This is a genomic window from Actinoplanes sp. NPDC021490 (genome assembly GCF_055562135.1).
The window spans coordinates 130387-157321 of record NZ_JBVHFW010000016.1 but is presented as its reverse complement, the minus strand read 5'-3'; the positions used below and the strand labels follow the sequence as shown (position 1 = coordinate 157321).

At 70.4% G+C, this 26935-nt stretch carries 22 protein-coding genes; 11 read left to right on the top strand and 11 right to left on the bottom strand.

What is annotated here, in order from left to right:
- Positions 1–67: 67 nt before the first annotated feature.
- Positions 68–1378 (bottom strand): efflux RND transporter periplasmic adaptor subunit, encoded by a 1311-nt coding sequence (locus ACZ3I4_RS34510; protein WP_465386274.1) that lies wholly within the window; start codon positions 1376–1378, stop codon positions 68–70.
- 445 nt (positions 1379–1823) lie between these two features.
- On the opposite strand from ACZ3I4_RS34510, the gene ACZ3I4_RS34505 reads away from it, so the two are divergent.
- Complete coding sequence (locus tag ACZ3I4_RS34505; protein ID WP_465386273.1) at positions 1824–2381, top strand: hypothetical protein; 558 nt, start codon at positions 1824–1826, stop codon at positions 2379–2381.
- A gap of 96 nt (positions 2382–2477) precedes the next feature.
- On the opposite strand, the gene ACZ3I4_RS34500 is transcribed toward ACZ3I4_RS34505, so the two are convergent.
- Positions 2478–2945: a hypothetical protein gene (locus ACZ3I4_RS34500; protein ID WP_465386272.1), complete on the bottom strand. Its 468-nt coding sequence runs from the start codon at positions 2943–2945 to the stop codon at positions 2478–2480.
- Between the two features lie 113 nt (positions 2946–3058).
- Entirely contained in the window at positions 3059–4051 is a 993-nt protein-coding gene (locus ACZ3I4_RS34495; protein WP_465386271.1) for a LacI family DNA-binding transcriptional regulator, read from the bottom strand.
- Positions 4052–4107: 56 nt separating this feature from the next.
- Between ACZ3I4_RS34495 and ACZ3I4_RS34490 the strand changes: the two genes are divergently transcribed.
- Positions 4108–6636 (top strand): beta-glucosidase, encoded by a 2529-nt coding sequence (locus tag ACZ3I4_RS34490; protein ID WP_465386270.1) that lies wholly within the window; start codon positions 4108–4110, stop codon positions 6634–6636.
- Between the two features lie 65 nt (positions 6637–6701).
- Complete coding sequence (locus ACZ3I4_RS34485) at positions 6702–7361, top strand: FhaA domain-containing protein (RefSeq protein WP_465386269.1); 660 nt, start codon at positions 6702–6704, stop codon at positions 7359–7361.
- Between the two features lie 3011 nt (positions 7362–10372).
- On the opposite strand, the gene ACZ3I4_RS34480 is transcribed toward ACZ3I4_RS34485, so the two are convergent.
- The 4 genes from ACZ3I4_RS34480 to ACZ3I4_RS34465 form a co-directional block, all read right to left on the bottom strand.
- Positions 10373–11743, bottom strand: a complete 1371-nt coding sequence (locus tag ACZ3I4_RS34480; RefSeq protein ID WP_465386268.1) for an MFS transporter — start codon at positions 11741–11743, stop codon at positions 10373–10375.
- Positions 11744–11770: 27 nt separating this feature from the next.
- A complete protein-coding gene (locus tag ACZ3I4_RS34475; RefSeq protein ID WP_465386267.1) occupies positions 11771–13567 on the bottom strand; it encodes a laminin G domain-containing metallophosphoesterase family protein in 1797 nt (598 codons plus the stop codon).
- 80 nt (positions 13568–13647) lie between these two features.
- Positions 13648–14220, bottom strand: coding sequence for a histidine phosphatase family protein (locus tag ACZ3I4_RS34470; RefSeq protein ID WP_465386266.1), 573 nt, complete (start codon positions 14218–14220; stop codon positions 13648–13650).
- Positions 14221–14281: 61 nt separating this feature from the next.
- Entirely contained in the window at positions 14282–14503 is a 222-nt protein-coding gene (locus ACZ3I4_RS34465; protein WP_465386265.1) for a hypothetical protein, read from the bottom strand.
- A gap of 158 nt (positions 14504–14661) precedes the next feature.
- On the opposite strand from ACZ3I4_RS34465, the gene ACZ3I4_RS34460 reads away from it, so the two are divergent.
- Positions 14662–14844, top strand: coding sequence for a hypothetical protein (locus ACZ3I4_RS34460; protein WP_465386264.1), 183 nt, complete (start codon positions 14662–14664; stop codon positions 14842–14844).
- Here ACZ3I4_RS34460 and ACZ3I4_RS34455 read toward each other — a convergent pair.
- Both ACZ3I4_RS34455 and ACZ3I4_RS34450 read right to left on the bottom strand, forming a co-directional pair.
- Complete coding sequence (locus tag ACZ3I4_RS34455) at positions 14841–15440, bottom strand: FMN reductase (RefSeq protein ID WP_465386263.1); 600 nt, start codon at positions 15438–15440, stop codon at positions 14841–14843. The two genes, ACZ3I4_RS34460 and ACZ3I4_RS34455, sit on opposite strands and share 4 nt — an antisense overlap.
- Positions 15437–16528: an LLM class flavin-dependent oxidoreductase gene (locus tag ACZ3I4_RS34450; RefSeq protein WP_465386262.1), complete on the bottom strand. Its 1092-nt coding sequence runs from the start codon at positions 16526–16528 to the stop codon at positions 15437–15439. The genes ACZ3I4_RS34455 and ACZ3I4_RS34450 overlap by 4 nt, the downstream gene beginning before the upstream one ends.
- 340 nt (positions 16529–16868) lie before the next feature.
- Between ACZ3I4_RS34450 and ACZ3I4_RS34445 the strand changes: the two genes are divergently transcribed.
- The 5 genes from ACZ3I4_RS34445 (at position 16869) to ACZ3I4_RS34425 (ending at position 22476) form a co-directional block, all read left to right on the top strand.
- Entirely contained in the window at positions 16869–17759 is an 891-nt protein-coding gene (locus ACZ3I4_RS34445) for a hypothetical protein (RefSeq protein WP_465386261.1), read from the top strand.
- Positions 17760–17965: 206 nt separating this feature from the next.
- Positions 17966–18721 carry an SCO2525 family SAM-dependent methyltransferase gene (locus ACZ3I4_RS34440; protein ID WP_465386260.1) on the top strand — a complete coding sequence of 252 codons (756 nt, stop codon included), beginning with the start codon at positions 17966–17968 and terminating at the stop codon, positions 18719–18721.
- Between the two features lie 34 nt (positions 18722–18755).
- A complete protein-coding gene (locus ACZ3I4_RS34435; RefSeq protein ID WP_465386259.1) occupies positions 18756–20600 on the top strand; it encodes an SCO2524 family protein in 1845 nt (614 codons plus the stop codon).
- Positions 20600–21520 (top strand): SCO2523 family variant P-loop protein, encoded by a 921-nt coding sequence (locus ACZ3I4_RS34430; protein ID WP_465386258.1) that lies wholly within the window; start codon positions 20600–20602, stop codon positions 21518–21520. The genes ACZ3I4_RS34435 and ACZ3I4_RS34430 overlap by 1 nt, the downstream gene beginning before the upstream one ends.
- Positions 21517–22476, top strand: coding sequence for an SCO2522 family protein (locus tag ACZ3I4_RS34425; protein ID WP_465386257.1), 960 nt, complete (start codon positions 21517–21519; stop codon positions 22474–22476). Before ACZ3I4_RS34430 ends, ACZ3I4_RS34425 begins: the two co-directional genes overlap by 4 nt.
- A gap of 100 nt (positions 22477–22576) precedes the next feature.
- Here the strand turns inward: ACZ3I4_RS34425 and ACZ3I4_RS34420 are convergent, their stop codons facing one another.
- Entirely contained in the window at positions 22577–23563 is a 987-nt protein-coding gene (locus ACZ3I4_RS34420; protein WP_465386256.1) for a DUF6879 family protein, read from the bottom strand.
- Positions 23560–24498: an SCO2521 family protein gene (locus tag ACZ3I4_RS34415; RefSeq protein WP_465386255.1), complete on the bottom strand. Its 939-nt coding sequence runs from the start codon at positions 24496–24498 to the stop codon at positions 23560–23562. Before ACZ3I4_RS34415 ends, ACZ3I4_RS34420 begins: the two co-directional genes overlap by 4 nt.
- Positions 24499–24786: 288 nt before the next feature.
- On the opposite strand from ACZ3I4_RS34415, the gene ACZ3I4_RS34410 reads away from it, so the two are divergent.
- Together ACZ3I4_RS34410 and ACZ3I4_RS34405 are read left to right on the top strand one after the other, a co-directional pair.
- Entirely contained in the window at positions 24787–25752 is a 966-nt protein-coding gene (locus tag ACZ3I4_RS34410) for an FAD-dependent oxidoreductase (protein ID WP_465386254.1), read from the top strand.
- 104 nt (positions 25753–25856) lie between these two features.
- The gene (locus ACZ3I4_RS34405; RefSeq protein WP_465386253.1) at positions 25857–26927 is read left to right on the top strand and encodes an NADAR family protein; all 1071 of its coding nucleotides are present in this window, start codon (positions 25857–25859) and stop codon (positions 26925–26927) included.
- The last annotated feature ends 8 nt before the right edge of the window (positions 26928–26935 follow it).

Below are 26935 nucleotides of genomic sequence, written 5' to 3'. Positions count from 1 at the left end.
AATGCCACCTAGGAATTTCCTATGAACTTGTGCTGAGTCAGCTGGGTTCCTGGCAACCTGCTGACAATCACCACGACCGTACGATCTCGTCACCCTCCGAAAGGCCCCCGGTGATCTCGGTGTACTGGTCGCCGCGCAGGCCGACGACGACCCCGGTACTGGCCTGATCCTTGAGGACCGTGCCGCGATCGCCGGACACGTCGTGCACGGCGCCGGTCGGCACGCGCAGCGCGTCCCGCTTCTCGCCCGTCGTGATGCGCACCGACGCACTCTGCCCGACCAGCAGATCCTTCGGCGAGGAATCGAAGGACAGCAATACGCCGTACCGGACCATCGCGCCGTCGCTGAGGCCGGCCGGGTCGACCTGGACGACGGTGGCCGTCAATTCGCCGCCGTCCCGGTCGGCCAGGGTGACGACGGCCTTCTGCCGTACGGCGAGCCGGTCGGCGTCGGCCTCGGGGAAGCTGGCGCTGATCTGCATGTCGTAGACGCCGGCCAGCGTTATGAATGCGTTACCTTCGCTCACCTGGCTGCCCACCCGGCCGCCGACGCTGATCACCCGTCCGGCGATGGGCGCCTTGATCGTCGCGCCGGCCAGCGCCTGCTCGGCGTCTTCCAGGGTGGTCGTCGCCTGGATGACCCGCTGTTGCGCGCTCAAAATCGCGTCACCCCCTTGCCGGCCGCCGCCGCTACCCGTGCCGCCGCCGTTCGTGTTGCCGCCGTTCGCGCAGGTGCCGCCGGTTGCCACTCCTCCCGTCGGGGCCGCTCCGGCCGGGGCCGCTCCGGCCGGGGCCGCTCCGGCCGGGGCCGCTCCGGCCGGGGCCGCTCCCGAGGGCGAGCCACCTCCGCCTGTACGGGTGGGCGCTGTGGTCTTGGGAGCGGAGGTCGTAGTGCTCGTCGGGGACGCTGCCGGGCTCGCGCTCGCGGCGGGGGACGGCGAGTAGGCGGCCGGGACGTTCGCTCCGCACGTGCTGGGAGTCGTCGCTTTCGTGGCGTTCTCCCGGGCGGTGGCCAGCGCGTCCTCCGCGTCGCCGAGCGCGTCCTCCGCCTTGTCCACGGCCTCGGCGGCGGCGGTGTCGTCGACCCGCGCGAGCTCCTGCCCGGGCGTGACCGTGGCCCCCGCCCGTACGGCGATGCTTTCGACCGTGCCTGCCACCGCGAACGACAGGCTGCGAGTCTGCGCCGGCTGCACCGTCCCGGTGGTCGCGACCGCACTGGTCACCGTGCCGCGATCGACCGCGACGGTGACGGCCGCGGCCGGTTCCGACCCGGCGTCCGCGGTCCAGGCGCGCACCACCCCGGTGACGATCAGCGCAAGCACGACGGCCCCCGTGGCACTCCAGATCCAGCGCCGACGCCCGGCCCGTGCTTCACCCATGGCCCGGAAGTGTCGACGCCCGTTCTCGCCGTGGCCTCCAATCCACCTCGGAGTTGCCTCGGAGCCTGAACCCGGCCGCCGTCGCCGGGACCGTGGCCGCGCTGCGCCGCCTCCGCGCGGTCGTACTTTGCGGCCGTGCGCGGTGCGGCCGACTCCGCGCGGTCGTGCTTTGCGGCCGTGCGCGGCGCGGGCGCCTCCGCGCGGTCGTACTTTGCGGTCCTGCCCGGTGCGGGCGCCTCCGAGCGGTCGTGCCCGGCGGCCGTAACCACCGCTGGACAGCGAGCGGGCACAGCGTCCGCACAGGAGCTCCGAGCGAACTCCGAGGCGGCGTCCACGTGGGGGCGAGGTGGGACGGCTTGGGTGGGGCGTCATCCAGAACGGGCACCCGTGTCCGGCTCCTCCGGCATTCGCGCCCGCAACACGAGAAGCGCGGAAAGAAGGCATCGTGTTCAGGGACAGGGCTCACCGCCGCGCGGCGGGGCTGCTTGTGGCGTCGGCCGCGCTGGTGCTGACCGCGGCCTGCGGCGGCGGTAACGACGGCGACGCCGACGGCGGCGGCACGAACGGCGACGGGCCGAACAGCGCGTTCTCGGCCTACACGGACTGCCTTCAGCAGAACGGCGTCACGATCACCAGACCGTCGGGCGGACCACAAGGCGGGCCCGGCGCGGGTAGCCGGCCGTCGGGCGGGCCCGGTGCGGGTGGCCGGCCGTCGGGGATGCCCCGGCCGTCCAGCAGCGCACAACCGGGCGGATTCCCCGGCGGCGGCATGTTCGGCAAGCCCGACGATGTCGACGACGCCACCTGGCAGAAGGCCCAGGAAGCCTGCTCCTCAGTGCGCCCCTCCGGCCGCCCGGGTAACGGCCGCAACTCCGCCTATCAGAACTGTCTCAAGGAGAACGGCGTCACCGACCCGGCCCCGCTGGACACCGGCGACGCCAACGTCAAGAAGGCGATCGAGACCTGTCGGGTGCTGCAACCGTCGGCCGCGCCCAGCGCCTGACCGGAACTCCGCGCCGGCGCCGCCATACCCCCCGTGACGGCGGCGCCGGCGCGGTTCTGTGCCGCCGCGCCTGCATTCCCGGCCGCGCCGGAGGCCTCATCGGCGGCCCTGGGTGTCCAGCCGGGACCAGCGGTCGGCCAGGTCACGGCGACGGCAGGCGACCAGGTGGCTGGCCAGGATCGCGGGCTGCCCGCCGCGCACGCAGGCGTCGGCCCCGGCGGTGAGCACCCCGGCGACCAGCTCGGCCGGGGCCTCCTCGTCGACCAGGGCGACGATCATCGTCCGGGACGGCAGCACCCGGCGGGCCGTGGCCACCTCACGCTCGGTGGCCCCGGCGAACAGCACGATCTCGCCGGGGCGCAGGTCGTCGAGGCCGGCGGCGCGGCGCAGCGACCAGCCGTGCGGCAGATGCCCGGCCAGGCCGGTGACGCGGCCGGGATGACCGAACCAGGCCACGGCCGGCAGCGGGCCGCGAGCGCGGGGAAAGGTGGCCGGGTTGATCGGCAGGTCGATCGCGGTGGCGGTGAAGTCGCGACCGGTGTTGCCGTTGAGCTGAACGAGCATGGCGCTCCCCCTCGATGCGGGCCGTTCTGACACCCCTCACGATTCGCCCGCCGGCTGAGTCACCCGTGTGCCGCACCTGTGCGTTTGTTGTGGGATCGATCGACCCCGGCCGATCATGCCGAGGCGCGGTCCACGACCCGCACGACGTCGGCCACCGGCAGGTCGGGGGCAGCCCGCCCGCTGATCGCGGCGACCACGGTGGCCGCCAGATGCGCCCCGACGACGGCCTGGTCGGTGGTCACGGTCGTCAGCGGCGGGTCGGAGAGACGGGCCGGCGGGATGTCGTCGACCCCGATCACGGCCAGATCGTCCGGAGCCGACAACCCTTCCCGCCGTACGCCGGACAGGACCGCCAGCGCCACCTCGTCGTTGTAGGCGCACACCGCCGTCACCCCGGTCGCGCGCCACCGGCGTACGGCGTCGGCGGCGGCGGCCGGATCGAGCGGGACGGTCAGGCCGACCGGCGTGGGCAGTCGCAGGGCCGCGCAGGCCGCGCGGACACCGGCCAGCCGCGGCTCGGCGAAGAACCGTACGCGCTGGTCGTCGGGGTAGGCGAAGCCGAGACGGGTGTGCCCGGCCTGGGCCAGGTGCTCGGCCTGACGGCGCCCGACGAGCTCTTGCGGCACGGCGAGCGAACGGCCCCGGCGGCGGCTGACCGCCTCGACCAGCGCCACCCCGGCCGAGCGCATCGCGGCGATCTCGGCGTCGGAGAACTCCGTGTACGCGATCACCGCGGCTGGGGTGATCGCCTTCCACAGCTCGGTCATCGGGCGGTCCTCGCGGTTGCCCGGATGCACGACCAGGGTGAGTCCGTGGCGGGTGAGCGCGGAGGAGAGCTGGCCGAGCATCGAGCCCACCTCGGGGCCGATCGGCCAGTCGGGCAGCAGGCAGAGCACCACGTCGGAGCGACCGGTGCGCAATGTGCGGGCGGCCGCCGACGGCGAATAGCCCAGGCGGGCGGCCGCGTCGAGCACCCGGCCGCGGGTGCCGGCCGAGATCGTCTGACGGGGTGTGTCGTTGAGGACGTAGCTGACCGTCGCGCGCGACACACCGGCCAGGCGGGCGACGTCGGCACTGGTGACCCGTTTGGTGGTTGACTCACTCATGAGATCGCCGCCTCCTCGTGCTGACAATCCCAACTTACACGTGTAACCATGGAGTGATGAGTTCCGACCTCGTCGCCCTCGTCAAGTCGCTCGGCCTCCGCGCCAAGGTTCGCCTTCTCACCGGCGCCACGGCATTCACGCTGGCCGATGAGCCGGCGATCGGGCTGCACGAGATGCGCTTCTCCGACGGGCCCACCGGCGTACGCGGGCTGAAGTTCACCGGCGGCCGGGTGGTGACCCTGTTCCCCAACGCGACGCTGCTGGCCTCGACGTGGGACGAGCAGACCGCGTACGAGGTCGGGAAGTTGCTGGCCGAGGAGGCGGCGGTGCAGGAGATCCACGTCGTGCTCGGTCCGACGATCAACCTGCACCGCTCCCCGCTGGGCGGCCGGCTGTTCGAGGCGTTCTCGGAGGATCCGCTGCTCACCGGCCGGCTGGCCGCGGCCTATGTGCGCGGCATGCAGGACAGCGGCGTCGCGGCGTGCCTCAAGCATCTGGTCGCCAACGAGAGCGAGACCGAGCGCAACTCGATGAACTCGGTGGTCGACGAGCGGACCCTGCACGAGCTGTACCTGCTGCCGTTCGAGATCGCGGTCGAGGACGCCGGCGCGTGGTCGATGATGGCCGCCTACAACGACGTGAACGGCGTGGCCGCGACCGAGCAGCACTACGTCAACAACGAGGTCGTCAAGGGCGCGTGGGGTTACCCCGGCCTGATCATGTCGGACTGGTTCGCCACGAAGACCGCCGGCCCGGCCGCGAACGGCGGTCTCGACCTGGTCATGCCCGGCCCGGACGGCCCGTGGGGCGACGCGCTGGTGGCGGCCGTGGAGTCGGGCGAGGTCGACGAGTCGGTGATCGACGACCACGTGACCCGGCTGCTGCGCCTGGCCGAGCGGGTCGGCGCCCTGGGCGAGCCGCGCCGCTGGCCCACCGGCCTTCCCGAGCCCCATTCCCCCGTACGCCGGGAGCAACTGACCCGGCTGGCCGCGAGCGGCATGACGGTGCTCAAGAACGACCACGACTTGCTGCCGCTGAGCCGCGCAAACTCGGTGGCACTGATCGGCCGGCACGCGCTCGACACGATCGACATGGGCGGCGGTTCGGCCGCCGTGAACGCCCCGTACCAGATCAGCGTGGCCGAGGGCCTGACCGAGCAGCTGGGCGACAAGGTAACCGTGACCGACGGCGTGGCCGTGCGAACCCGCCCGGTCCCGGCCCGCGGCGGCTTCCTGACCGCCCCCTCGAACGGACAGCCCGGCATCGACGTGATCCTGCTCGACGCGGCCGGAAACGAACTCGAGCGCCGCTTCTGCCCCCAGGCCAAAACGATGATCGGCATGGACGACGACTTCCCCGGCACAGTCGCCTCAGCCCGCCTGCTCGCCGACGTGCACGCCCCCTCCCCCAACCCCCACTCCGGCGGCGCCTCCCCTTCCACCAACCCCCACTCCGCCCTGCCCTCCGGCAGCCCCTCCCCTTCCGCCAACCCCCACTCCCACCTCCCCTCCGGCAACACCTCCCCTTCCACCAACCCCCACTCCGACCTGCCCTCCGGCGAGGTCGAGCTGGGTGTTCTGGGCGTCGGCGAATGGCGGATCACCGGCGGCGACTCGTTCGTGCTGCGGCCGTCGGGTGGCGGCATCGGCGAAGAGGTTCTGACCCCGCCCTACCGCACGTTCATCCCGGCGACGGCACCCGACCGGTTCGAGGCGACCGTGGCTCTCGACGGCATGGGCCTTTACGGGCTGGTCGGCAACGTCGCCTCCCGCGAGACGGTCGACGTGATCGACGACGCTGTCCGGGCCGCGGCCGGCGCCGACGTGGCGGTCGTGGTCGTGGGGCTCACCGAGGAGCAGGAGACGGAGTCGGTCGACAAGACCACGCTGCGGCTGCCCGGCGCCCAGGACGCCCTGATCGAGGCGGTTGCCGGGGCCGCCACCCGTACGGTGGTGGTCGTCAACGCGGCCACCCCGGTGCTGATGCCGTGGCTCGAGCGGGTCGACGCGGTGCTGTGGGCCGGGCTGCCGGGCCAGGAGGGCGGGCATGCGGTGGCCGCGGCCCTGCTCGGCGACATCGAACCGGCCGGCCGCCTGGTCACGTCGTTCCCGGCCGCCGACGGTGCATCCCCCGCGTGGTCGGTGACGCCGGTCGACGGCGAGGTGGCGTACGGGGAAGGAACTTTCATCGGCTATCGGGGGCATGTCGCGGGGCGGGCTCCGGAGCCGGCGTTCTGGCTGGGGCACGGTCTCGGCTACGGCGAGTGGCAATACAGTGACGTTCGGCTGGTGACCGGTGACGCGCCGTCGATCACCGTGACCGTCAAGAACGTCGGCCGGCACGTGAGCCGCGAGGTTGTGCAGGTCTACTTGCGTCCGGTCGAGCCGGAGGAGCCCGTACGCCTGGTCGGCTGGACAGCCGTGGAGGTCGAGCCGGGCAAGTCGGCCCGGGTGACCGTACGCACCGACCGCCGCTTGTGGCGACGCTGGGACGCGGAGTCACATTCGTGGGGCGCCCGGCTCGCCGACGGCGGGCAGTTCCTGGTCGCGAGGGGCTTGGGCGACATCCGCGCGACAGTTTCCTGATCGCGGCGGCCACTCCTGGCATACTCGGGCACCTGCCCTGACGTACGACCCGTCTGGATGACGCCGTGACCGCTGCTCCCGAACGCCTGGGGCTCGAGGACATCGAGCTCCACAGTGCGGTGCGCCCGGAAAACGTCCTCGAGGCCATGCGACGCGAGGCAGAACGACACAAAGCCCTGCTCGGCGAGGGCCGCACCTTGGTCCCGAACCGCTACACGGTCGGCCTCTCGGCCTACGACCACCGCCGCTGGTCTCCCCACGCCACCCAGCTGGCCCAAGACCTGGCCGTACGCCAGGCGGCCCTGATAGCCGACCAGGCCTGGATCGTCTACGGCGACGTCTCGGTAGAAATCTTCGTGCTGGAAGATTTGGACACCGGCACCTTCCGAGTAGCCGCCCTGCTGGAACCCGACCCACCCAGCCTCCTCTCCACCGGCGACGAGGCCCTGGCCACCCTGATAAGCGCCGAGGGCCAGATCTGGCCCCTCCCCCAGGGCTTGACAGTCTTGGGCCGAGACCGCCAGTCAGGCGTACGCCTGCGAGACCCCGGAGTCTCCCGCCGCCACTTGATTCTGGAAACAGCCGAAGACCGCATAACCTTGACCGACCTGGGCTCCCACAACGGCACAAGAGTCAACGGCCACCCCGTAGCCACGGTAGACCTACGCCCAGGCGACGTAATAGAAGTAGGCGGCACCCACTTAACCCTGCACTCAGCCACCTAGCCAGAAGCCATCTGACTTACTTTTACCACCGCCACCACAGAATGGCGAGTTGCATAAACCCGGCGGCAAATTACGGCATCGAGTGTCACCGCAACCCACCACAAAGAATGCCCAAGTAATCTCTTAAAATCCCACAAGGGCGCAACCCGCCCAACACCCGCAAAAGACTCATCGCGGCCCGCGAGCCCAAGCCAGCACCGGCGCCGCCAACCTGGTCGCTGACGAATTCGCGCACAACCGAGAAGCCGTAACCACAAGAGCCCAAGCCCGGCTAGCCCCCGGCGGCGGAACACTGACAACCGCGAATCGCCGACCCAAGCCCGCACCCAACCCCGGAAAACCGCGAGGGCGAGAGTCTGAACCCGGACCGCACGTCGGCTCGGATCCGGCCGCGGGCGGCGGACGGGCGCCGGGACGAAGTGGCCGCGGGCGGCGGACGGGCGCCGGGACGAAGTGGCCGCGGGCGGCGGACGGGCGCTGGGACGAAGTGGCCCCGGACGCCGAGCCGACCTCCCGGCCGAGAGCCCAGGCGAAACCGCAGAACACCCAGCCGGGCCGCGGATGCCGCAGACCAGGGATCGGCCACCAGAGAAGATCGAGCACAAGTTCCAGATTTCCCGGGACCAGGCGCCCCCGCCGGACGGCAAGCGCGAACCGGCGGATCCGGACCGGCCAGACGAACCACACCGACCCGCCTGCCGGAGGGCCACCGAATGCCGATTCGCAAGGTCCGGGCTGGGGACCGGAGGCAGCGGCCGGCGCCCCTAGCAGCAACGCCGCACCCACAGACATGTGACGCGATGCCGCAGCCGCACGACACGATGCCACGGCCGCAGACACGCGGGGCGAGGTCGCGGCCGCAGACGTAAGACGCGATGCCACGGCCGCAGACGTGAGAGGCGATACCACGGCCGTAGAGGTGGGACGCGGTGCCGCAGTCGTAGAGGCGGGACGTGAGGTCGCGGCCGTAGAGGTGGGACGCGATGCCACAACCGCAGACGTAGAGCGCGCGATGCCACAACTGCAGACATGGGACGCGGTGCCACGGCCGCAGACGCACGAGGTGAGGTCGCGGCCGCAGACGCGGGACGCGATGCCACAACCGCAGACGTAGAGCGCGCGATGCCATAGCTGCAGACGCGGGACGCGGTGCCACGGCCGCAGGCGCAGGACGCGGCGCCACGGCCGCAGGCGCAGGACGCGGCCGTAAAGGTGGGACGCGGTGCCACGGCCGCAGGCGCAGGAAACGAGGTCGCGGCCGTAGACGTGGGACGCGAGGTCGCGGCCGTAGACGCGGGACGTCCTGCCGCAGCCGCAGCAGAGCGCGATACCACGGCCACAGACGCAGGACGCGAGGTCGCGGCCGCGGACGCGGGACGTCCTGCCGCAGTAGGACGCAATGCCACGGCCGCAGACGTGGGACCTGACGCAACGGCCGTAGACGCGGGACGCGAGGCAGCGAACGGCAACGCCGCCCCCGGTGACTTGGAACGCGACGCCACAACTGCTGACGTAGAACGCAAGGTCGCGGCCGTAGACGTGGGACGTCCTGCCGCAGCCGCAGGACCCGATGACACAGCTGCAGACGCAGGACGCGACGCCACAGCCACAGCCGCGGGACCTGATGCAACGGCCGTAGACGCAGGACGCGAGGCAGCGAACGGCAACGCCACTCCCGGTGACTTGGAACGCGACGCCACAACTGCTGACGTAGAACGCAAGGTCGACGCCGGAGCCGGGGGCCGCGAGGCCACAGAGCGCCGGTTCGCGACAGCAGAAGCAGGTGGCGCCGAAGTCGGGGGCCGGCCCGAGCCGTCGCGGGCAGTGGGCACGACAGGCGGCGGCGCACCGCAGCCCCGCACGCGTTGCAATTTCTCTGCGTGGCGCTTCCTCAGTCCCCATTCACGGTGTCGTTCATGTTCGCGACGGAATTCGTCTCGGCTCGCCGAATAATTACGTGCCGCCGTGCGGTCACGCATTCTCGAGATCTCGGCCCGACCGAACAACGACATCTGCGCCATGCACCATTATCTCGCGCCCGATCTGCGCCACATCAGTATTCGATCATGCCAAAATGCCGCGTAAAAATTGTTCAACGAACGCCCCCGGAATGCAAAAGGTGTTGATTGTGAAGCTGATCCTTGGTCAGCCGCCAGCCGCCAGCCGCCAGCCGCCAGCCGCCAGCCGCCAGCCGCCCAGCGCAACGGCGACTGGCGCACCCAAGGTTGCGGACAAAGCGAGCTTGTAGTGCGAGTCGGCCGGGCACATCGCCGGGCACACGGCGTTAGGCAGACCGGTGCTGGGGAGGTGGGTGCCGGGCAAGTAGCTGGGCGTCTGGGGGCAGGTGCCGTACAGGGCAAATGCTGACCGGGTGAGTGCCGGGCAGAGAGGTGCCGAGCAGAGAGGCGGACGGGCGGCGGACAAGTGAGTGGGCGGCGGACAGGCGGGTGATCACCAGGAACTCCCTGGACAGCTCACCCGGGCCGGCCGGAAAGGCTCGACGCTGCGGGTCGGGTCGGCGGCGGGCAGGTGGGTAAGCAGGCGCTGGCGGGCAGGCGGGGACGCTCCCACGGGCTGCTGGCCGGGTCGCCCGGGCGCATCGCCGGGGAGAGGGGGCTGGCCCAGGCAAAGCCGGCAAGCGGACGGGCGGGTGGCGCGTAGGCGCTGGGCAGGCAAGTGCTGAGCAAGTAGGCGGACGGGCGGTGGAGTAGCGGGTGGGAGGCCGACAGGTGCGGTGATCGCCAGGAACGCCCCACACGGGAGGCTGCGGGCCGGGCCGACGGCGTGCAGTGACCGGGGGCTGTGGGCCGGGTCGGTGTGAACCGCCGGCAAGCAAAGCCGAGCAAGTAAGCAGACCGGCGGCTGATCGCCAGGAACACGGGACAAGGGGGCTGGGGCCGGATCGGCGGCGGGCAGGCGGGAACGCCGCCACACAAAGCTGGAGGCCGCGCCTCCACTGACAGCCCGGCATGGTCGCGCACCCGGCAGCCGTACGGGCAGAACTCCAGGGCCTATCCAGCCCGCCCCGTCAGCACGTTCCCCGCGTTGCGTGGCAGGCGGAAGGCCTCGATCGCCGGGAACACGAGCAGGACGGCCAGGACCAGGAAGGCGAAGCGGAACGGCAAGGACGTGAAGGAGCCGCCCAAGCGTACGAGCAAGGCCCCTGTAGCCACTCCCAGCCCGGCCCCCAGTTCCTGCACTGTTGACATCAGCGCGTTCGCGCCGGCCATGCGTTCGGGTGGGACGTCGGCGAACGCGACCGTGTTGTACGTGGTGAAGCCGGTCGACCGGAAAATGCCGCTCAGCAGCAGGACCAGCAGCGTGACGGCCAATGGGGTGCCGGGGTTCAGGAAGGCGATGCCGGCCAGGCAGGCGGCGGAGGCCAGGACCGAGCCGAGCATCACCGTACGGATGCCGAAGCGGCGCATCAGGGGGGTGGTGGCCGGTTTGATGCCGATGTTGCCGGCGAACAAGGCGATCACCACCAGGCCGGCCTGGGCCGCGGTCCAGCCGAAGACCAGCTGGAAGAGCAGCGGCAGCAGGAACGGGATCGCCGTGATGGTGGCCCGGAACATCGAGCCGCCCAGGGCTGTCGCGCGGTAGGTGCGTACGCGGAAAATGCGCAAGTCGACCAAAGGGTGAGCGGATCGCAGCAGGTAGGCGGTGGTGGCGCCCAGCGCCGCCCCGGCGAGCACGAGGAGACCGATCGCGAACGGCCAGGGCGGGTGCGGGCCGGCGGTCGACTCGAGCCCGGCCACCAGCGCGGCCATGCTCAGCGCCACCAGCAGGAAGCCGCGCCAGTCGAGCGGGCGGGGCTGGTCGGCGCGGACGTCCGGCACCAGGCGGCGGGCCAGCAGCAGGGCGGCGATTCCGAGGGGCACGTTGATCAGGAAGATCAGGCGCCAGGACGCGTACGTGCTCAGGATGCCCCCGAGCGCCGGGGCGATCAGCGGGGCCGCCAGCGCGGGCCAGGTCAGGTAGGCGACCGCGCGCACCAGGTCGGTTTTCGCCGTTGTGCGGATCACCACCAGGCGCCCGACCGGCACCATCATCGCGCCGCCGGCGCCCTGCAGCACCCGGGCGCCGACCAGTGTCGGCAGGTCGACCGCGGCGGCGCATCCCACCGAGGCCAGCGTGAACACGATCAGCGCGACCGCGAAGACCCGGCGGGCGCCGTACCGGTCGGTCATCCAGCCGCTGATCGGGATGAGCACGGCCAGCGTGAGCAGGTAGGCGGTGATCGCCACGTTCACGCTGACCGGCTGCACCCCGAGATCGGCCGCGATGTGCGGCGCCGCCGGCGCGATCACCGTCGCGTCGAGGATCTCCATGAAGAAGGCGCCCGCGACCAGCAGCGCAAGACCCCGGGTCCGACCGTCCATGGGACGATCATCGGCCCCGGGCCGAGGTCAGCGGTAGTGACCCCCGGGCAGGAACTGGGCCGGGCGCAGCGCCCGCCCGGTGATGCGGACGTCGCCGATCCAGCCGTAGAAGCCCTGCCCGTACTTCAGGTCGAACGACGTCGCGCCGATCACGAACGGGCGGCCGACGGTGGCGATGCCCCGGGCGGGCTGCGCCGGGTTGCGCGCGATCTTCGAACCGTTGACGTAGACGATCGAGCGTTTGCCGTCGTTGACGACCGCGAGGTGCTGCCACGCGCCGGTCGGCAGGGCGTGGCTCCACGACGTCGGGTTGTGATCGCCGACCTCGGAGTAGAGCACGTACTGCAGGAACCGCTCGCCCGAGATGTTCAGGCTGCAGGTGGGTTCGAGGTCGGACCAGCCGCTGTGCTTGCCGGCGTCGCCCGCGCGGCCCTCCCAGCTGAGGATGCCCATCCACGCGTGGTCGCCCGTGAACGGCTCGGGCAGCTTGACGAAGGCCTCGATCGTGTAGCCGTCGAGGAACTTGGCGCTGTTGAGCGGCGCGTTGCCCGCGGTGTGCAGGATGGCGCCGCGGTCGGGGCCCTTGCCGCCGTCGAAGCGCAGGCTGGCGTGGGCGGGCGCACCGACGTGGTGCTCCCCGGAGAGGGTCAGCGTTTCGGCCGTGCTGTTGGCGAGGCGGCGTACGGTCAAATGGTTGCCCCGGCCGCTGAGATCCGGCACGGTGGCGCCGTCGCTGACGCTCTGACCGGCCTGGTCGAACCGCCAGTAGGCCGCGGTGTGCCGATCGACGACCTGGGCCGCCGGACGCGGCGCGGGCTTCGGCTCGGGGAAACGCGCGCCGAAGTCGAACTCCACGCTGAACCGGTCGATGTCGCCGGTCAGCTCGATCGTCTCGGCCTCGAGCGGGGTGCGCTTCTCGGGGTCGCGGGCCAGGAACCAGGGCGCGAACGTCTCGACGTCGATCCGGTTGCGGGCCAGGTCGAACCGGTAGAGCCGGATCATCCCGGCGCCGCCGTAGTACCGGTCCTGGTAGTTGGTGATGTGCACGTGGACGTCGTTGCCCTTGGTGTTGCCAAGGGTCGTGCGCCCCGGCGGCCAGTAGTGCCCGTTGAGGGTCAGGAAGATCTGGTCGTTGTCCTTGATCAGGTTGTCCCAGAGCCGCTGCCCGTTGCCCGACAGGGAGGCCTGGCCGGTGTCGTCCGCGTAGGCGAGGTCGTGGGTCGTGACGATCGTGGGATAGCTGCCCATGATCGACTTGACCCAAGCCAGGCCCTTGTCCGAGATGCGCCAATCGAGCGCCAGGATCAGCCACTTCCGCCCGGCCGCCTCGATCAGGTGGGCGGTGTTGTAGCCGTCCGGGGAGGCGCCGAGGAAGGTGCGCGACTGGCGCTGACGGCGCGGGCCGAACGTCGACAGGTAGGCGCTGACGCCACGCTGGTCGTCGGTCGAGCCGTTGATGTCGTGGTTGCCGGCCAGGACGCTGTACGGCAACTTCCCGTCGATCTTCGTGAACGTCTGCCCGGCCAGCACGATCTCCTGCTCGGTGCCGTGCTCGGTGACGTCGCCGAGATGGGTCAGGAAGGCGATGTTGTCCTCGGCCCGCTGCTCCAGCAGATAGCTGAACGTCTCGCGCAGCGGCGCCGGGTCGGCGCTGTCCGCGTCGAACAGATACTGGGTGTCGGGCAGCACGGCGATGGCGAACCGCGGGCTGTCCTGGTCGAACCGGCCGGACGTGGCCTGAGCGGGCGCGGCCCCGGCGGCGGTCGTGACGAGTGTTGCGGCGGGCGCGGCGACGGCCGCCCTCAGCAGATTCCTTCTTTCCACAGCCGCCAATATGTCGGCCGCACCGCAACATCAGGAGGCGTCGATCCGAAGCTTTCGTGATCTTCCGGGTGCGTTCCGGCTCACCCGCAGGGCGAGTTCCACGTGTCGATGGCCGTGCGCCCGTGGTCGAAACCCAGGATGCACAGCGTCGCCGTGCCCAGTTTGAGCCGGCCACCGTACTCGGCCGGCAGCCCCAGCCACCGCGCCCCGACCACCCGCAACGCGTGCCCGTGCCCGATCAGCGCCACATCGCCTTCGTCGAGCAACGGCCGGGCCTTTTCCAGTACGCGGTCAATCCGCTCGGAAATCTGGGCCGGCGACTCCCCACCGGGCGCGCCGTCGCGGAACAGCCACCAGTCGTGGTCCGTCACGTGGATGGTGGCCGAGGTGATGCCCTCGTACTCGCCGTAGTTCCACTCGGCCAGATCCTCGGTGGTCTCGGTGACGGTGAGCCCGGCCAGGTCGGCCGTGCGCAGCGCCCGCCGCCGCGGACTGGAGATCACGGCCACGAACTTCCGCCCCTCGACCCGCGGCGCGACGGCCCGGGCCTGGAGTTCCCCGTCCGCGGTCAGATCGAGGTCCGTGTACGACGTGTGCTTGCCGTTCGCGCTCCACTCGGTCTGCCCGTGCCGAACCAGCACGATCTCGCCCATGACGGTGACTCCTTAGTCGGCTGGCTTCTTTCTACCCCGACAACCGCCCACCTCGACCCCGCTACCCCCAGATTCGCGGAGCGCCGAACCACACCTTCAACTTCCACACCCCTTCCGCGTACGAGGGAGCACCCTGTCCGGACGACGACGACGGCACGATCTCGCTGGTCGTCCGGGCGCTGCACCTGGACACGGAATGCTCGGGATGCGGGGCGCAGACCGGCTTGTTCCGAACGGTGACGTGCCCGGTCTGCGCCTCCACGAAATACGAACTGCTCGCCACCCACCTCGACCTGCCCCGGCGGTTCAAAAACATCAGCCTGCTCGGCGAAACCAGGAACCACGTGTGGGGCGTCGACCCGTTCGCCGACGCGGCCTCGGTGACGACCGAGCTGGAGGGTCTCATGCAGTGGAGGCCGGGCGGGCCAATCTCGGGCCACCATGCTCAACGAGTACACCGGCACGCTCCTGGACCGGTTCGAGGTCGGCTACGTGCCGTCGGTCTCGCTCGGCGCCGAGCTCGCCCACCGCGCCGCCACCGGAGGGGACGACTCCGGGCGAGTGCTCGTGGTGTCGTACGGGGCGCCGCCGATGGCGGTCGGCGGCGCCCCGCGTACGGGCTAGAGCAGGTCTTTGAAGTCGACCGTCAAGGCGAACGGGTCCACCACCGTGGCCGGCTCGCGACGGGCGACCTCGGTGGTCAGCTCGGCGGCGGCCCGGGTGATGCGGGACTGCAGGTAGCCGTCGGACGAGTCGGCGCCCCAGTCGTCGGTGGCCGCGAAGACCGCCGTGGGGACCACGACCGCGCGCAGGTAGGCGAACAGCGGGCGCAGGGCGTGCTCCAGCGCCAGCGAGTGCCGGGCCGTGCCGGCCGTGGCCGCGATCAGCACCGGCTTGCCGGCCAGCGCGTCCTTGTCGAGCACGTCGAAGAACGACTTGAACAGGCCGCTGTAGCTGGCCGTGAAGATCGGCGTCACGGCGACCAGGCCGTCCGCGCCGGCCACCTCGTCCAGGGCCTCCTTCAGGGCCGCGGGCGGGAAGCCGGTCAGCAGGTGGTTGGCGATGTCGTGGGCCAGGTCGCGGAGCTCGATCACGGTGACCGCGAAATCGAGCTCGTCGCTGCCGGAGACGACGGCCTTGGCCAGCTGGTCGGCCAGCAGCCGGGTCGACGACGGCTGGCTCAGCCCGGCCGAGACGACCACCAGGGTGCGCTGCTTCATGCCGTGACCTCCTGGGATTCGCGAGCGGCCAGCATCGAGGCGTGGGTCGGGGCGTCCGGCACGTGCGCCGGCTTGAGCGCGTCGAACTCCTTGCGCAGCACCGGCACGACCTCGGAACCGAGCAGGTCGAGCTGCTCGAGCACCGTCTTCAGCGGCAGGCCGGCGTGGTCGAGCAGGAACAGCTGGCGCTGGTAGTCGCCCACGTAGTCGCGGAAGCCCAGCGTGCGGTCGATGACCTGCTGCGGGCTGCCCACGGTCAGCGGGGTCTCGCGGGTGAAGTCCTCCAGCGACGGGCCGTGGCCGTAGACGGGCGCGTTGTCGAAGTAGGGCCGGAACTCCTTGACCGCGTCCTGGCTGTTCTTGCGCATGAACACCTGACCGCCGAGACCGACGATGGCCTGGTCGGGGTCGCCGTGGCCGTAGTGGGCGAACCGCTCGCGGTAGAGCGCGATCATCCGCTGGGTGTGCGACGGCGGCCAGAAGATGTGGTTGGCGAAGAAGCCGTCACCGTAGAAGGCGGCCTGCTCGGCGATCTCGGGGCTGCGGATCGAGCCGTGCCACACGAACGGCGGGATGCCGTCGAGCGGGCGCGGGGTCGAGGTGAACGACTGCAGCGGCGTACGGAACTTGCCCTGCCAGTCGACGACGTGCTCCCGCCACAGCTTGTGCAGCAGCGCGTAGTTCTCGATGGCCAGCGGGATGCCGGCCCGGATGTCCTTGCCGAACCACGGGTAGACCGGCCCGGTGTTGCCGCGCCCCATCATCAGGTCGACGCGGCCGCCCGACAGGTGCTGCAGCATCGCAAAGTCCTCGGCGATCTTCACCGGGTCGTTGGTGGTGATCAGCGTGGTCGCGGTGGACAGCTGCAACGTCGACGTCTGCGCGGCGATGTAGCCGAGCGTGGTGGTCGGCGAGGACGAGAAGAACGGCTCGTTGTGGTGCTCACCCAGGGCGAACACGTCGAGGCCGACCTCCTCCGCGTGCTTGGCGATCGTCACGATGTTCTTGATGCGCTCGTGCTCGGTCGGCGTCTGCCCGGTCGTCGGGTCGGTCGTGATGTCACTGACGCTGAAGATTCCGAACTGCATGACGCGCTCCCTCTGCCACCGGGACCGATGCGTCCCGCGTACTGCCACCCACAACCTCTTTGCTCCGACAACTATTTCAAATTCAAATAACTTCCGCTGCGGCGGGGGTCACATTCCAAGAAGACGTACGCCTCGTCAGCTCGATCAACAGCACCGGGGCCGAACCGGGGGTGCCTGCGGCCCGGGCGGAACACCGGGCCGTAGCGCACGACCGGGATGGACGACAGGGGCCATAAGGGTCTTGCCGCCACCGGCCCGGCGGGCGGACATTGGGAGCGACGGCGCCGCGGCCGGTCACCCGAATGTGACGTGGGCGCCGTCGTCCCTCTAGGGGAACATCGTGCAGATCTGGCAAAAGATCATCACTACCGCCATCGCCGGCGGGCTCACCTACCTGCTGACCAACGCGACCGATCAGCCCGAGATCTGGCAGCTCACCATGTCGGTCTTCGTGGCCGGCATCGTGCTGGTCGTGCAGGTGCTGGTGACCGCGGCCGAGGAGACCCGCCGATCACTGGCCATGGTGACCCGGATGAACGAGGCGACCAGCCTGCTGGTCGAGGCCCGCGAGACCCTCGGCTCGGGCAGCCTGACCGCGCTGGTCACCGCCGCGGCCGGCCTCAACCGCCGGGAGGACCTCCAACTGCGGTTCGCCGAGCTCGAGGTGACCCGCCTGACCGCGCTGCTCGAGGGCCTGCAGTCCGGGCGGGCCGAATACGAAGGCGAGGACCGGGACTGGCTGCTGGGCCTGACCGAGACGTCCACCATGAGCATCGACGCCACCAGCATGACCTCGTTCGACGGCGCCCGCGGCTACGTCGACGAGGGGCAGTTCTGGGTGAGCGACCTGGGCCAGCGCTACCTCGACGGCCAGCGTCGCGCGATCGAGCGCGGGGTCCGCATCCGGCGGCTGTTTCTGCTGCACGAGAACGCGGCCGACGAGGAGAAGATCGCCGCGTTGCTGGAGCCGCACCACAAGATCAAGGCGGAGACCCGGATCCTGCGGTCCAGCCGGCTCTACTTCCTGTTCCGCTCCGACCTCACCGACTTCGTCCTGTTCGATCAGAGGATCAGCTACGAGTTGCACTCGGCCTCGACACTGGACGAGCGTGACCGGCCGCTGATCGACAGCGTGGCGCTGGTGGTGAACCTCGAACGGGTCGAGCGCCGGCGGCAGCGCTTCGAGGAGATGTGGAAGGACGCCGAGCCCGCCGACCCCAATACCGCCTAGGTGAACAATTAGGCAATCCCGCGTGTGGACGAATCGAAAACGAGGCACGATGTCCTAAAGTGCAACGGCGCGTGTCTGCGGCCATTCGGGGGATTGCGCCGTGACTAGGGTGATCTTTAGTCTGACGATTGGCCGAATTCTGGCGCTCCCCAGCACTCGACCTGAGTCCGCTCGTTGAAGCACAGGTGACGGCTGGAGGAGTGTCGGTGATTGGCAGTAGCGGTTCCGTCGACGACGTCCTGCTCAACGCCGACATCGACTGGGACGACTTCGACTCGGACGACTACTTCCAGCACAACTACGGCCACCTGCGTCACGACGACGCCGCCATCATCAAGATCGTCGCCGGCTTCTTCGCGTCCCAGAAATGGAAGACGCTGGGCCGGGCCATCGACGTCGGCACGGGCACCAACCTGTACCCCGCGATGATCATGCTGCCGTACGCGGTCGAGCTGACTCTGTTCGAGCGGGCCTTCAGCAACCGCGACTGGCTGATAGCCACGCTGAAGAAGCCGCAGGCCTCGTGGCACCTGTTCTGGCACACCATCGCGCACGGCCGGAAGACGTACGAGAAATTCCGTAAGCCCCTCGATGTGCTCGCCCGCACCGCCAAGGTGGTCAAGGGCAACGTGTACGACCTGGAACGCGCGCAGTACGACCTCGGCACGATGTTCTTCGTGGCCGAGTCGATCACCAGCCGCGAGCGCGAATTCCGGCTGGCCACCCAGAAGTTCGTGAACTCGCTGGTGCCCGGCGCCCCGTTCGCCGCGGCGTTCATGTGCCGCTCGGACGGTTACACGGTTGGCGGACAGCACTTCCCGGCCTACTCGATCGGGCCCTCGGACGTGGAGTCATGCCTTGCCTCGGTGGCGCGCATCCGCCACATTGACAAGGTAGACAGTCACGACCTCCGCGAGGGTTACAGCGGCATGATCGTGGCGACGGGGTGGAGGAAGCTCTAGCAAGACCCACGGACGGGCAGGTGACGGCACACCTATGCAGATCCAGCCACGTCAACAGCTGCTCGACATCTGGCAGTCCACCGCACGGGTGTCCCTTCGCGACAGTGTCTGGACCCCCGAGGGCCGCCACGGCGTCAACTCGATCAGCGACGCGGAACAGTTGCTGTGCATCATGGCCCCGGCCACCGAGATCCCGCTCTTCCGGCTCGACCGCCCCGACGCCATCGCCGCCGACGTGCTGGAGTCGCTACGCGACCTGGGTGACAACCGCCAGATCCCGCAGAATCTCATTCGTGCCCTGACCAGTTACATCGAGCGCTACACGGCGCCCGACGGCACGCCCACGTTCTCCGGCGACGGCTATTTCCGCTCGGCCGTCGAGGGCGAGGAGATCAAGCAGGCCCAGCGCGACCTCGACGTGGTGGACTCCTTCTCCATCTCGGTCACGCTGATGCTGGCCATCATCGGCTTCACCAAGATCTTCCGGCAGGTGATCACCCGGCCGGCCCTGGTCGAGCAGGTCGAGACGCTGGAGCGGATGGCGAACCGCCGCCTGTCGGCGGCCATGGCCGGCCTGCTCCGGAGTTTCGCGATCAACGTGTTCGCGGCCGACAGCGACGTCGGGCGGGAGCTCGTCCGCACGGTCAACCAGGAGTTCCGGCCCACCCATCAGGTCGTGGAGGAGCTGCGGGAGGCGCTGCGCGAGATCAACGCCCGGCTGCGCGACGATGTCACGATCGGATCCGGCGCCACCGAGGGTGAGCTCGACAATCCCAACCGGCTGTTCGAATGTGGATGGTCCTGGGGCATCGTCGAGAACGCGCCCGAGATCGAGACCACCATCGACCTGGGCGTGCAGCGGGCCGGGGTGGCGCAGAACGCGCCCTACATGTATTTCACGACCGTGGCCATGGACGCCATTCAGGCGCTCTCGTCCGAACGCACGCGGCTCCTCGGCCTGCTCGATCCCGAACAGGCCAGGCTGGCGCAGTCGTTGCAGCTGCGGTTCGAGCTGACCCGGTCGTACTGGTCGGCCGTCGCCACGTTCGGCAACGGCCGGTGGCCGCTGGAGGACCTGCCCTGGCGGACCACCGACGGCGTCGAGTTCGACTACTTCAGCCTGCTGGTCAGCGGCATGGTCCTGCAGAACATGCAGGCGACCCGCACGTCGGACACCGACCGCCGGCGGGTCGCCGCGGTGCTGGAGGAGATCGCCAACCGGAGCCGGATCACCCGTCGCTCCAGCCAGCCCGAGAGCGCGATCAACGTGCACGCGCCCGGCCTGCAGTTCGTGCTGGAGGGCACCGACGAGGTCGGCGGCCCGCTGCTGGCGTGGACGGTGGCCGACATCGCCCCGACGCTCTTCCGGCGCACCATCAACCTGGCCGCCTCGCTCGGCGAAGGCTCCACCCGCAACCGGCTGCTCGACCTCTCGAACGCGATCTGGGCCCACTTGAGTGCCCGGAGCATCACCGACGGGGACGACCGCGGATTGTGGGACCGGCCCTCGGGCGTGTTCCGCTATCTGCCCGACACCGGCGAGCGGGTGTCCTGGTATTTCACCAAGCGGGTGGTCGACTGCCTGGTCACCGCGGCCCAGATGATCAGCGAGGCCCCGCCGCCCAGCGGTCTGCTCGGTCAGATCGGCGAGGACCTGCTCAACGAGGCCGAGCATCTGTTCGACCGGGAACTGCTCAACGGCACCACCACGCGCGGCGAGGCCCTGCGCGCCGAACTGGAACGCATCGGGACCGAGCTGCGCCGGGCCCGCACCGTCCACACGGAACGACCCGGCGTGGCCGTTTCGCTCGCTCAGGACGTGCTCCGCCGGCTCGACCGGCTCTCCGCGGCGCGGCGGGCCGACAGCGGGGTGACCTGATGCTGATCTTCGCCACGTCCGACAAGGGCGGCACCGGGCGCTCGGTGACCAGCTGCAACGTGGCCTACCGGCACGCCCTGCAGGGCCGGGACGCCTGCTATCTGGACTTCGACTTCGGTTCGCCCACCGCCGGCGCGATCTTCGACCTCCCCGACGCCCTGGCCGGCGTGGACGGCGGCGGGCTGCACAGTCATCTGATCAGCGGTGGCGCGCCGCCACGCCAGATCAACGTGTGGGCGCATTCGCAGCGGGAGGTGCTTCGGGGCCGTCCCGGCGGGGCCGGCGAGCTCACCCTCTTCCCGGGCGACCGCGGCCACGGCGAGTTCGGATCCACGCCCGAGATCGTGGACCGGTGTGCCGCGCTGCTGCGCCGCGCCGACGAGGAGTACGACCTGGTGCTCATCGACCTGAGCGCGGGCCGGTCGTACGCCACCGAGATCGTCCTGGCCGCGACCGCGCCCGGCCGCCTGCCGGACCACATCGTGTCCCGCTGGATCGTCTTCCACCGCTGGACCAGGCAGCACATCATCGCGGCCAGCAGCCTCGTCCAGGGTCCGCAGGGCATCCTGGACACCGCCCAGCAGAAGGGGCACGACCGCGCCGATCTGGCCGAACGGATCCGCTTCGTCCGCACGGCGGTGCTCGACCCGGCCGCCCCCGAGCAGGCCGGGCTGCGGCCCGAGCAGCTGGCCTGGCTAGACGTCTGCAACCGCCGGCTGCAGGGCTTGGCCAGCCGCAACGGGGTCGGTCAGGCCACGCTGCTCGGCGAGGTGCCGCTCGACCCGGTGCTGCAGTGGCAGGAACAGCTGCTCTCCAACGACGACGTGTGGATGTACCGGACGGCCAATGAGCGCACGGTCAACGCGCTCGAGGAGCTGGCCAAGAAGATCGTCGACGAGACGGCGTGGGAGGGGCTGTGACCGCAGCCGACGCGTTCACCGAGGCGAGCGCGGTTCCGGCGGTGCGGGCGGTCCCTCTCGCGCATCTGTCGATCGAGCTGGGTCACCTCTACTTCGAGGACTTCGAGGCGGGCGAGGAGCGTCTGCGGGAGCACTTCCGGCGGGTCGCCCCCTGGGTGGGACCGGCCACCGCCAGCGCGGCTCGCGGGCTGTCGTCCCGGCAGAAGCCGCGGGTCAGCACGTGCTTCCTGATCGACGATTACTTCACGACGTTCAGTTCGCCCCCCGAGGTGGTGACGGCGCTGGTGGCGGCGGCCGCGGAGAGCGGCCTCGTCATCGACTACGTGGCCCGGGAGTCGGCCTGTGCCCGGGCCCGCGAGATCGACGTGGCGACGATCGTGCAGCAGCACCTCGTCGACGAGCCGGTGGAGGGGGCCAACGGCGGGCGTCCGCCCACGTCGAAGACCGGCTGGCTGACCAACGGCGCACGGTCCACGACGGGTGGCGGTTCGGCGATGTCGGCGCCGCAGCCCGGCTGGCGGCCGCCCCGGCAGAGCGCCCGGCGCAACCATTCCATCTTTGTCGACGTCGAGCTGTGGAGTGACGGCCCCGGCGGGCGTTTGTGGTCCTGTCCTTTCCTGGCCGCCGTCTGGCAACTGCAGCGCCTGGGCCTGCTGCGGCACCTGGGCGAACCGATCGCCGATCCGGTGCCGGCCACCCCGTCCGAGCTGCCCGCCGAATGGGAGGGCATGCCGGCGGTCGTGCAGCTCAACCCGTCCGCGGGCCCGTTCCGCGCCTACCGCACGTTCACCGCGCTGGACCCTCGTTTCCTGCCGGTTGAGCTGGCGGTGCGCACGATCCTGGGCCAGGTGGCCGTCGACCCGGCGGTGGCCTTCCCGATCGCCGAACGCGCCCGGCGGGAGGGACTGGTGCTGCCGGTCGAGCCGGTCGAGCGGATCGCGTACGCCTTCATCTAAAGCGCTGTGGTGCCGCCGTCGGAGGCCTCGACAGCAATTCGTTCCCCATCGCCGCCGTGCTCATCGGCAACGCCATCCCCGGCCGCGGGACGAAACCGGATCAGTGATCGCTTCCCGGCCTCTGGGAGGGAATCGCCGGCTCGGGCTCGGGCTCGCGAGCGACGTCCCAGAGCTCGCGGAACAGCTGCGTGCACTCCTTGACGCGGCCTTCGGCCAGAACCAGACGGGTCTCGGCCACCTGGGCCACGTTCCGGTCGGAGGTGGTGGGAAGGGTCTCGTAGGCCAGGATGTCGTCGAAGACGATGAGGTCGCGTACCTGGATCTGCAACGGGCTGGGCACCGCCGTGCGATCCAGCAAGCGCACCTCGATCCGCATCTCCCGCTGGTCCCGGCAGGTGCGTCGCAGGTCGGGGTCGTGCTCCATGGCCGGCGACTCGAGCACGAAGATGCGCCGGACCCGGCGGCCGTCGCGGGCCGCCCGGCGCTGGGCGTCCAGGTAGCGCTGGCCGATCTCGCTGTCCCACAGGTCGTGATCGACCGCGGCCAGGCTGATGGCGTCCACGCTGACCGTCGCCGTCCGGGTCAGCCCGAGCAGCCAGTCCCGGTCCTCGCCGTAATAGGTCACCGTGCCGCCCTCGGAGAGCTGCTTGAGGAAGTCGGACATCTCCTTGATCCGGGACTGCACGAACTTGTAGACGATCGGCGGTGAGCTCGGCGAGATCTGCGTCGAGTTGCGGACCAGCTGGGTGACGACGTCGGTCTGCAACGCCGACGCCTCGACCGAGCCGAACAGCTCGGTGGCCTCGTTGATCTTCGAGAAGGCGTCGCCGACCAGTTTCTTCATGTCGGCCATGCCGTCGCGCTCCAGCTTCTCGACGGCGGCCAGCCGTCTCTCGAAGTCGACGAGGAAGCGCACCATCAGCGTGATGCCGCCGATCAGGATGGACAGCATGAGGCTGATCGCCGGCGGCTGGTTCAGCCCGTTGGTCACCAGATAGGTGGTCGCGCCGGTGGCGAGGGTCAGCCCGGCGGTCCGGATGACGCTCTGCCCCTCGGAGAGCATGCGGGGCCGCACGTCTCCGGTCACGTCCGCGTGGCCGCGGAGAGCGCCTCGGCGACGCCGACCGACAATTGGTCGCGGATCCGGTTGACCAGCGTGTTCCACTGCCGGGTGAACCCCGCGTGCCGTTCCAGTGCGATCCACATTCGCTCCGTCAGGTCATCGGCCCGGGCCGCCGGCATCCACACATGCATCAGGTGGTCGATCGCCGGCAGGAGGCGCTTGAGGGTTTCGGCCCGGGTCTCGAGGCCGATCGCCGCCTTGCGCACGTTGGCGATCAGCGTCGTGAGCAGCCAATCGTGCAGGGCGACGTCCTCGCAGACGGACGCGACCCGCTCGGGCGAGGTGCCCGGGGTAGTGGCGAAGCGAAGCACCCGGAGCCGGTGGTCGACGGCCTCGAAGCGGACGCCGGACAGCGGATCGTCGCCGGTCGTGACCCGGGCGACCCATCGCAGCCGCGCCCGGACGGCCCGGAACGGCTCTCCTGTCCCCCCGCGGGTGGCCGACTGCACCTCGTCCGTGACCTGTTCGGCGATGGTGCCGAGATCGAGGGTGGCCGGCACCCGCTGCGGCGAGGCCAGCGCGGCGCTGAGGTCGTCCCAGGCGGCGCGGCCGACCGTCTCGATCACTCCGGGACGGGCCAGATAGTGCGACCACGGCTGCCGGGCCGTGTGGCCGGCCGGGACGACTTCCGCGTACGCCGATCCCTGCACCACCTCGTAGTCGGTGATCAGCGCCCGTTGCCGGGCCGTGCCGATGCCCCGGACCTGGCGGCCGCCGGGCGCGCCGATCGGGCAGTCGACCCCGACCAGGCGCTCGGGCGAGCGCAGACTCGACCGTGGACGGGTGGAGACCAGGACCGGCTCTCCCGCCACGAGGTCGAGGAGCCGCCGGCCGTCATCGCCGGACGACGGATCTCGCCCGCGCAACAGGCCGGTGTCCACCTCTCCCACGATGAGCACGTGGGCGCCCCCAATCCTCGACGGCACGGGACTGCGGAGCGAAGGCATGGCATGTGGTGGTCGCCGATGACCCTGCGCCCCCGCGGCGCGTCCCGCCCGCGTTACGCCAGCCTGTCGATTGGAACGCAAAGGCGCGGGGAATGCAACAGTGCGTGATCGAACGAAAGCTGTGCGTGCTATTAACACCACCCCCGATGCCGGGCAAGCACGGCGCGCCGTAGTCCGCACGCTTCGCACATTTGCCGTCCACGATGCACAGTCGCATCGAAGGCCGTTAGCGTTCGAAAAATGACCTCCGACCCCGATGTGCTCGTCGTCGGCGCCGGTGTCTCCGGGCTGACCACGGGCGTACGCCTGGCCGAGAGCGGCCTCCGCGTGCGGATCCGTGCCGAACGGAAGCCCGCGGAGAGCAGCTCGGCGGCCGCCGGCGCGATCTGGGACCCCATCTATGCCACTCATCCGAAGGTCCAGATGTGGGCGGCGCGCTCCTACGACGTCTTCACCGAGCTGGCCGGCCGGAAGTTCCCGGGCGTACGCGTTCTCGACGGCGTCGAAGCCTCACGGGTCCCGATGGAGACCCCGGAATGGGCGCTCGACCTGCCCGGCTATCGCGACTGCGTGCCTCGCGAGCTGCCGCCCGGCTTCGTCTGCGGCTGGCACTACACGGCGCCGATCATCGACATGCCCGCCTACCTCGACGAGCTGCAACGGCGGCTGTCCGAGGCCGGCGGTGAGCTGATCTTCGGCGAGCGGCTGCAGAGCCTCGGTGACGCGTTCGCCGACGCGCCGGTGGTGGTGAACTGCAGCGGGGTGGGCGCGCGGGAACTGGTGCCCGACCCCGAGGTGCAGCCGATCCGGGGCCAGCTGGTCGCCGTACGGAACCCGGGTCTGACCGAGTTCTTCGCCGAGCACACCGACGAGCTGGGCGACATGACCTACCTGCTCCCCCAGGGCGACGTGCTGCTGCTGGGCGGAAGCGCCGAGAAGGGCGAGGCCGAGCCGGTGCCGGACGGCGAGATCGCCGAGGCCATCGTGGAGCGGTGCAGCCTGATCTTCCCCGCCCTCCGCGACGCCGAGATCGTCGGGCACCGCACCGGGATCCGCCCGTCCCGGCCCGAGGTGCGGCTCGACCACGAGGACCTGGGCGACCGCCACATCATCCACAACTACGGGCACAGCGGAGCCGGCGTCAGCCTCTCATGGGGCTGCGCCGACGAGGTGGCCGCGCTCGGCGCAGCCCTGTTCGCGCGCTGATCGGCCGGGCCGGCGTTGCCGCGCCGGCCCGGCCCCGACTTCAGCGGCCGCTACGTCCCACTAGGCTCGCCGGCATGCCGGACAGCACTTCGACGTCACGTGTGGTGGGCGGCGACGTCATCGAGGGGCGGCAGCGCCTGATCTTCGCCAACCGAGGTGATCACTACGCACTCACCACGCTCGGCGTTTTCGCGGACGGCGTCGTCCTCGGGCGATTCGGATCGACCGATCTCGACGGCCTTCGCGCTGCGTTCGACGACGGAACGCTGACCCTGACCCCGCCGGAGGGCGCTTCGCTGGTCATCACCGGAACGGCACGGGGATCCGTGCCGGCGTTGGACTCGTGGCTGACTGCGGACCTGGTGATCGGCGAACTCGCCGACGAGGTGGACCATCTCAACGACCGGCCGGATTCGTCCCGGCGCTGCTGGAACGCGCTGCTGGTGTACGCCGCGAATCCGACCGCGGCCAACCTGGAAATCGTCCGGGAGTCGTATCACGCGGTGCCCGCGCACCGCCGGATCTACATGCTCGGCGACATGGATCAGAACGACGTCCCGGTCCGGATCCTGCTCGCCGACGTGGGCGAGACCATCCCGGCCAGGCACCCGGACCACACAATCACGGTCACCCCGGAGATCCGGGAGCAGGCGCTCGACTATTTCCGCAGAAGCGAGGCCGGTGTCGCCGAAGCCCGGGCACGGCAGGTAGCGGACGGACCGGAAACGACCGTACCGCTGGTCATCGGTGGAAGCGTCTATCCGAACGGGTGGCCAGATCCCGTGGGCGCGGAGGTCCTGCAGATCGACTACCCGGCGACGGTGATTCACAGCGGCCGTGAGTACTCGAGCGTCATGCACGCCTATTGGGCGCTGTCCACCGACCACGCCGATTGGCACGATCGAGTCGCCGCGGCCGTCCGTGGTATCGACGCCCGGGCCATCGGCGCGGAGGCACCCCGGCGGACGGGCTGGCCGGCGGTCCGGCTGAGCGTTATGACCTCGCTGCTGCGGGACAAGTTCGAGCGCCACCCGGCGATGGCGGCGACGCTGCTGGGCACGGGTGACGCCCGGCTTCTCTACAACGACTGGGCTTCCAGCTACTGGAGTTCGAGCGGCGCCAACTGGTTGGGACGGCTGCTGGAACTCGTCCGCTCGGAACTGACCCACCGATGACCGGGGCT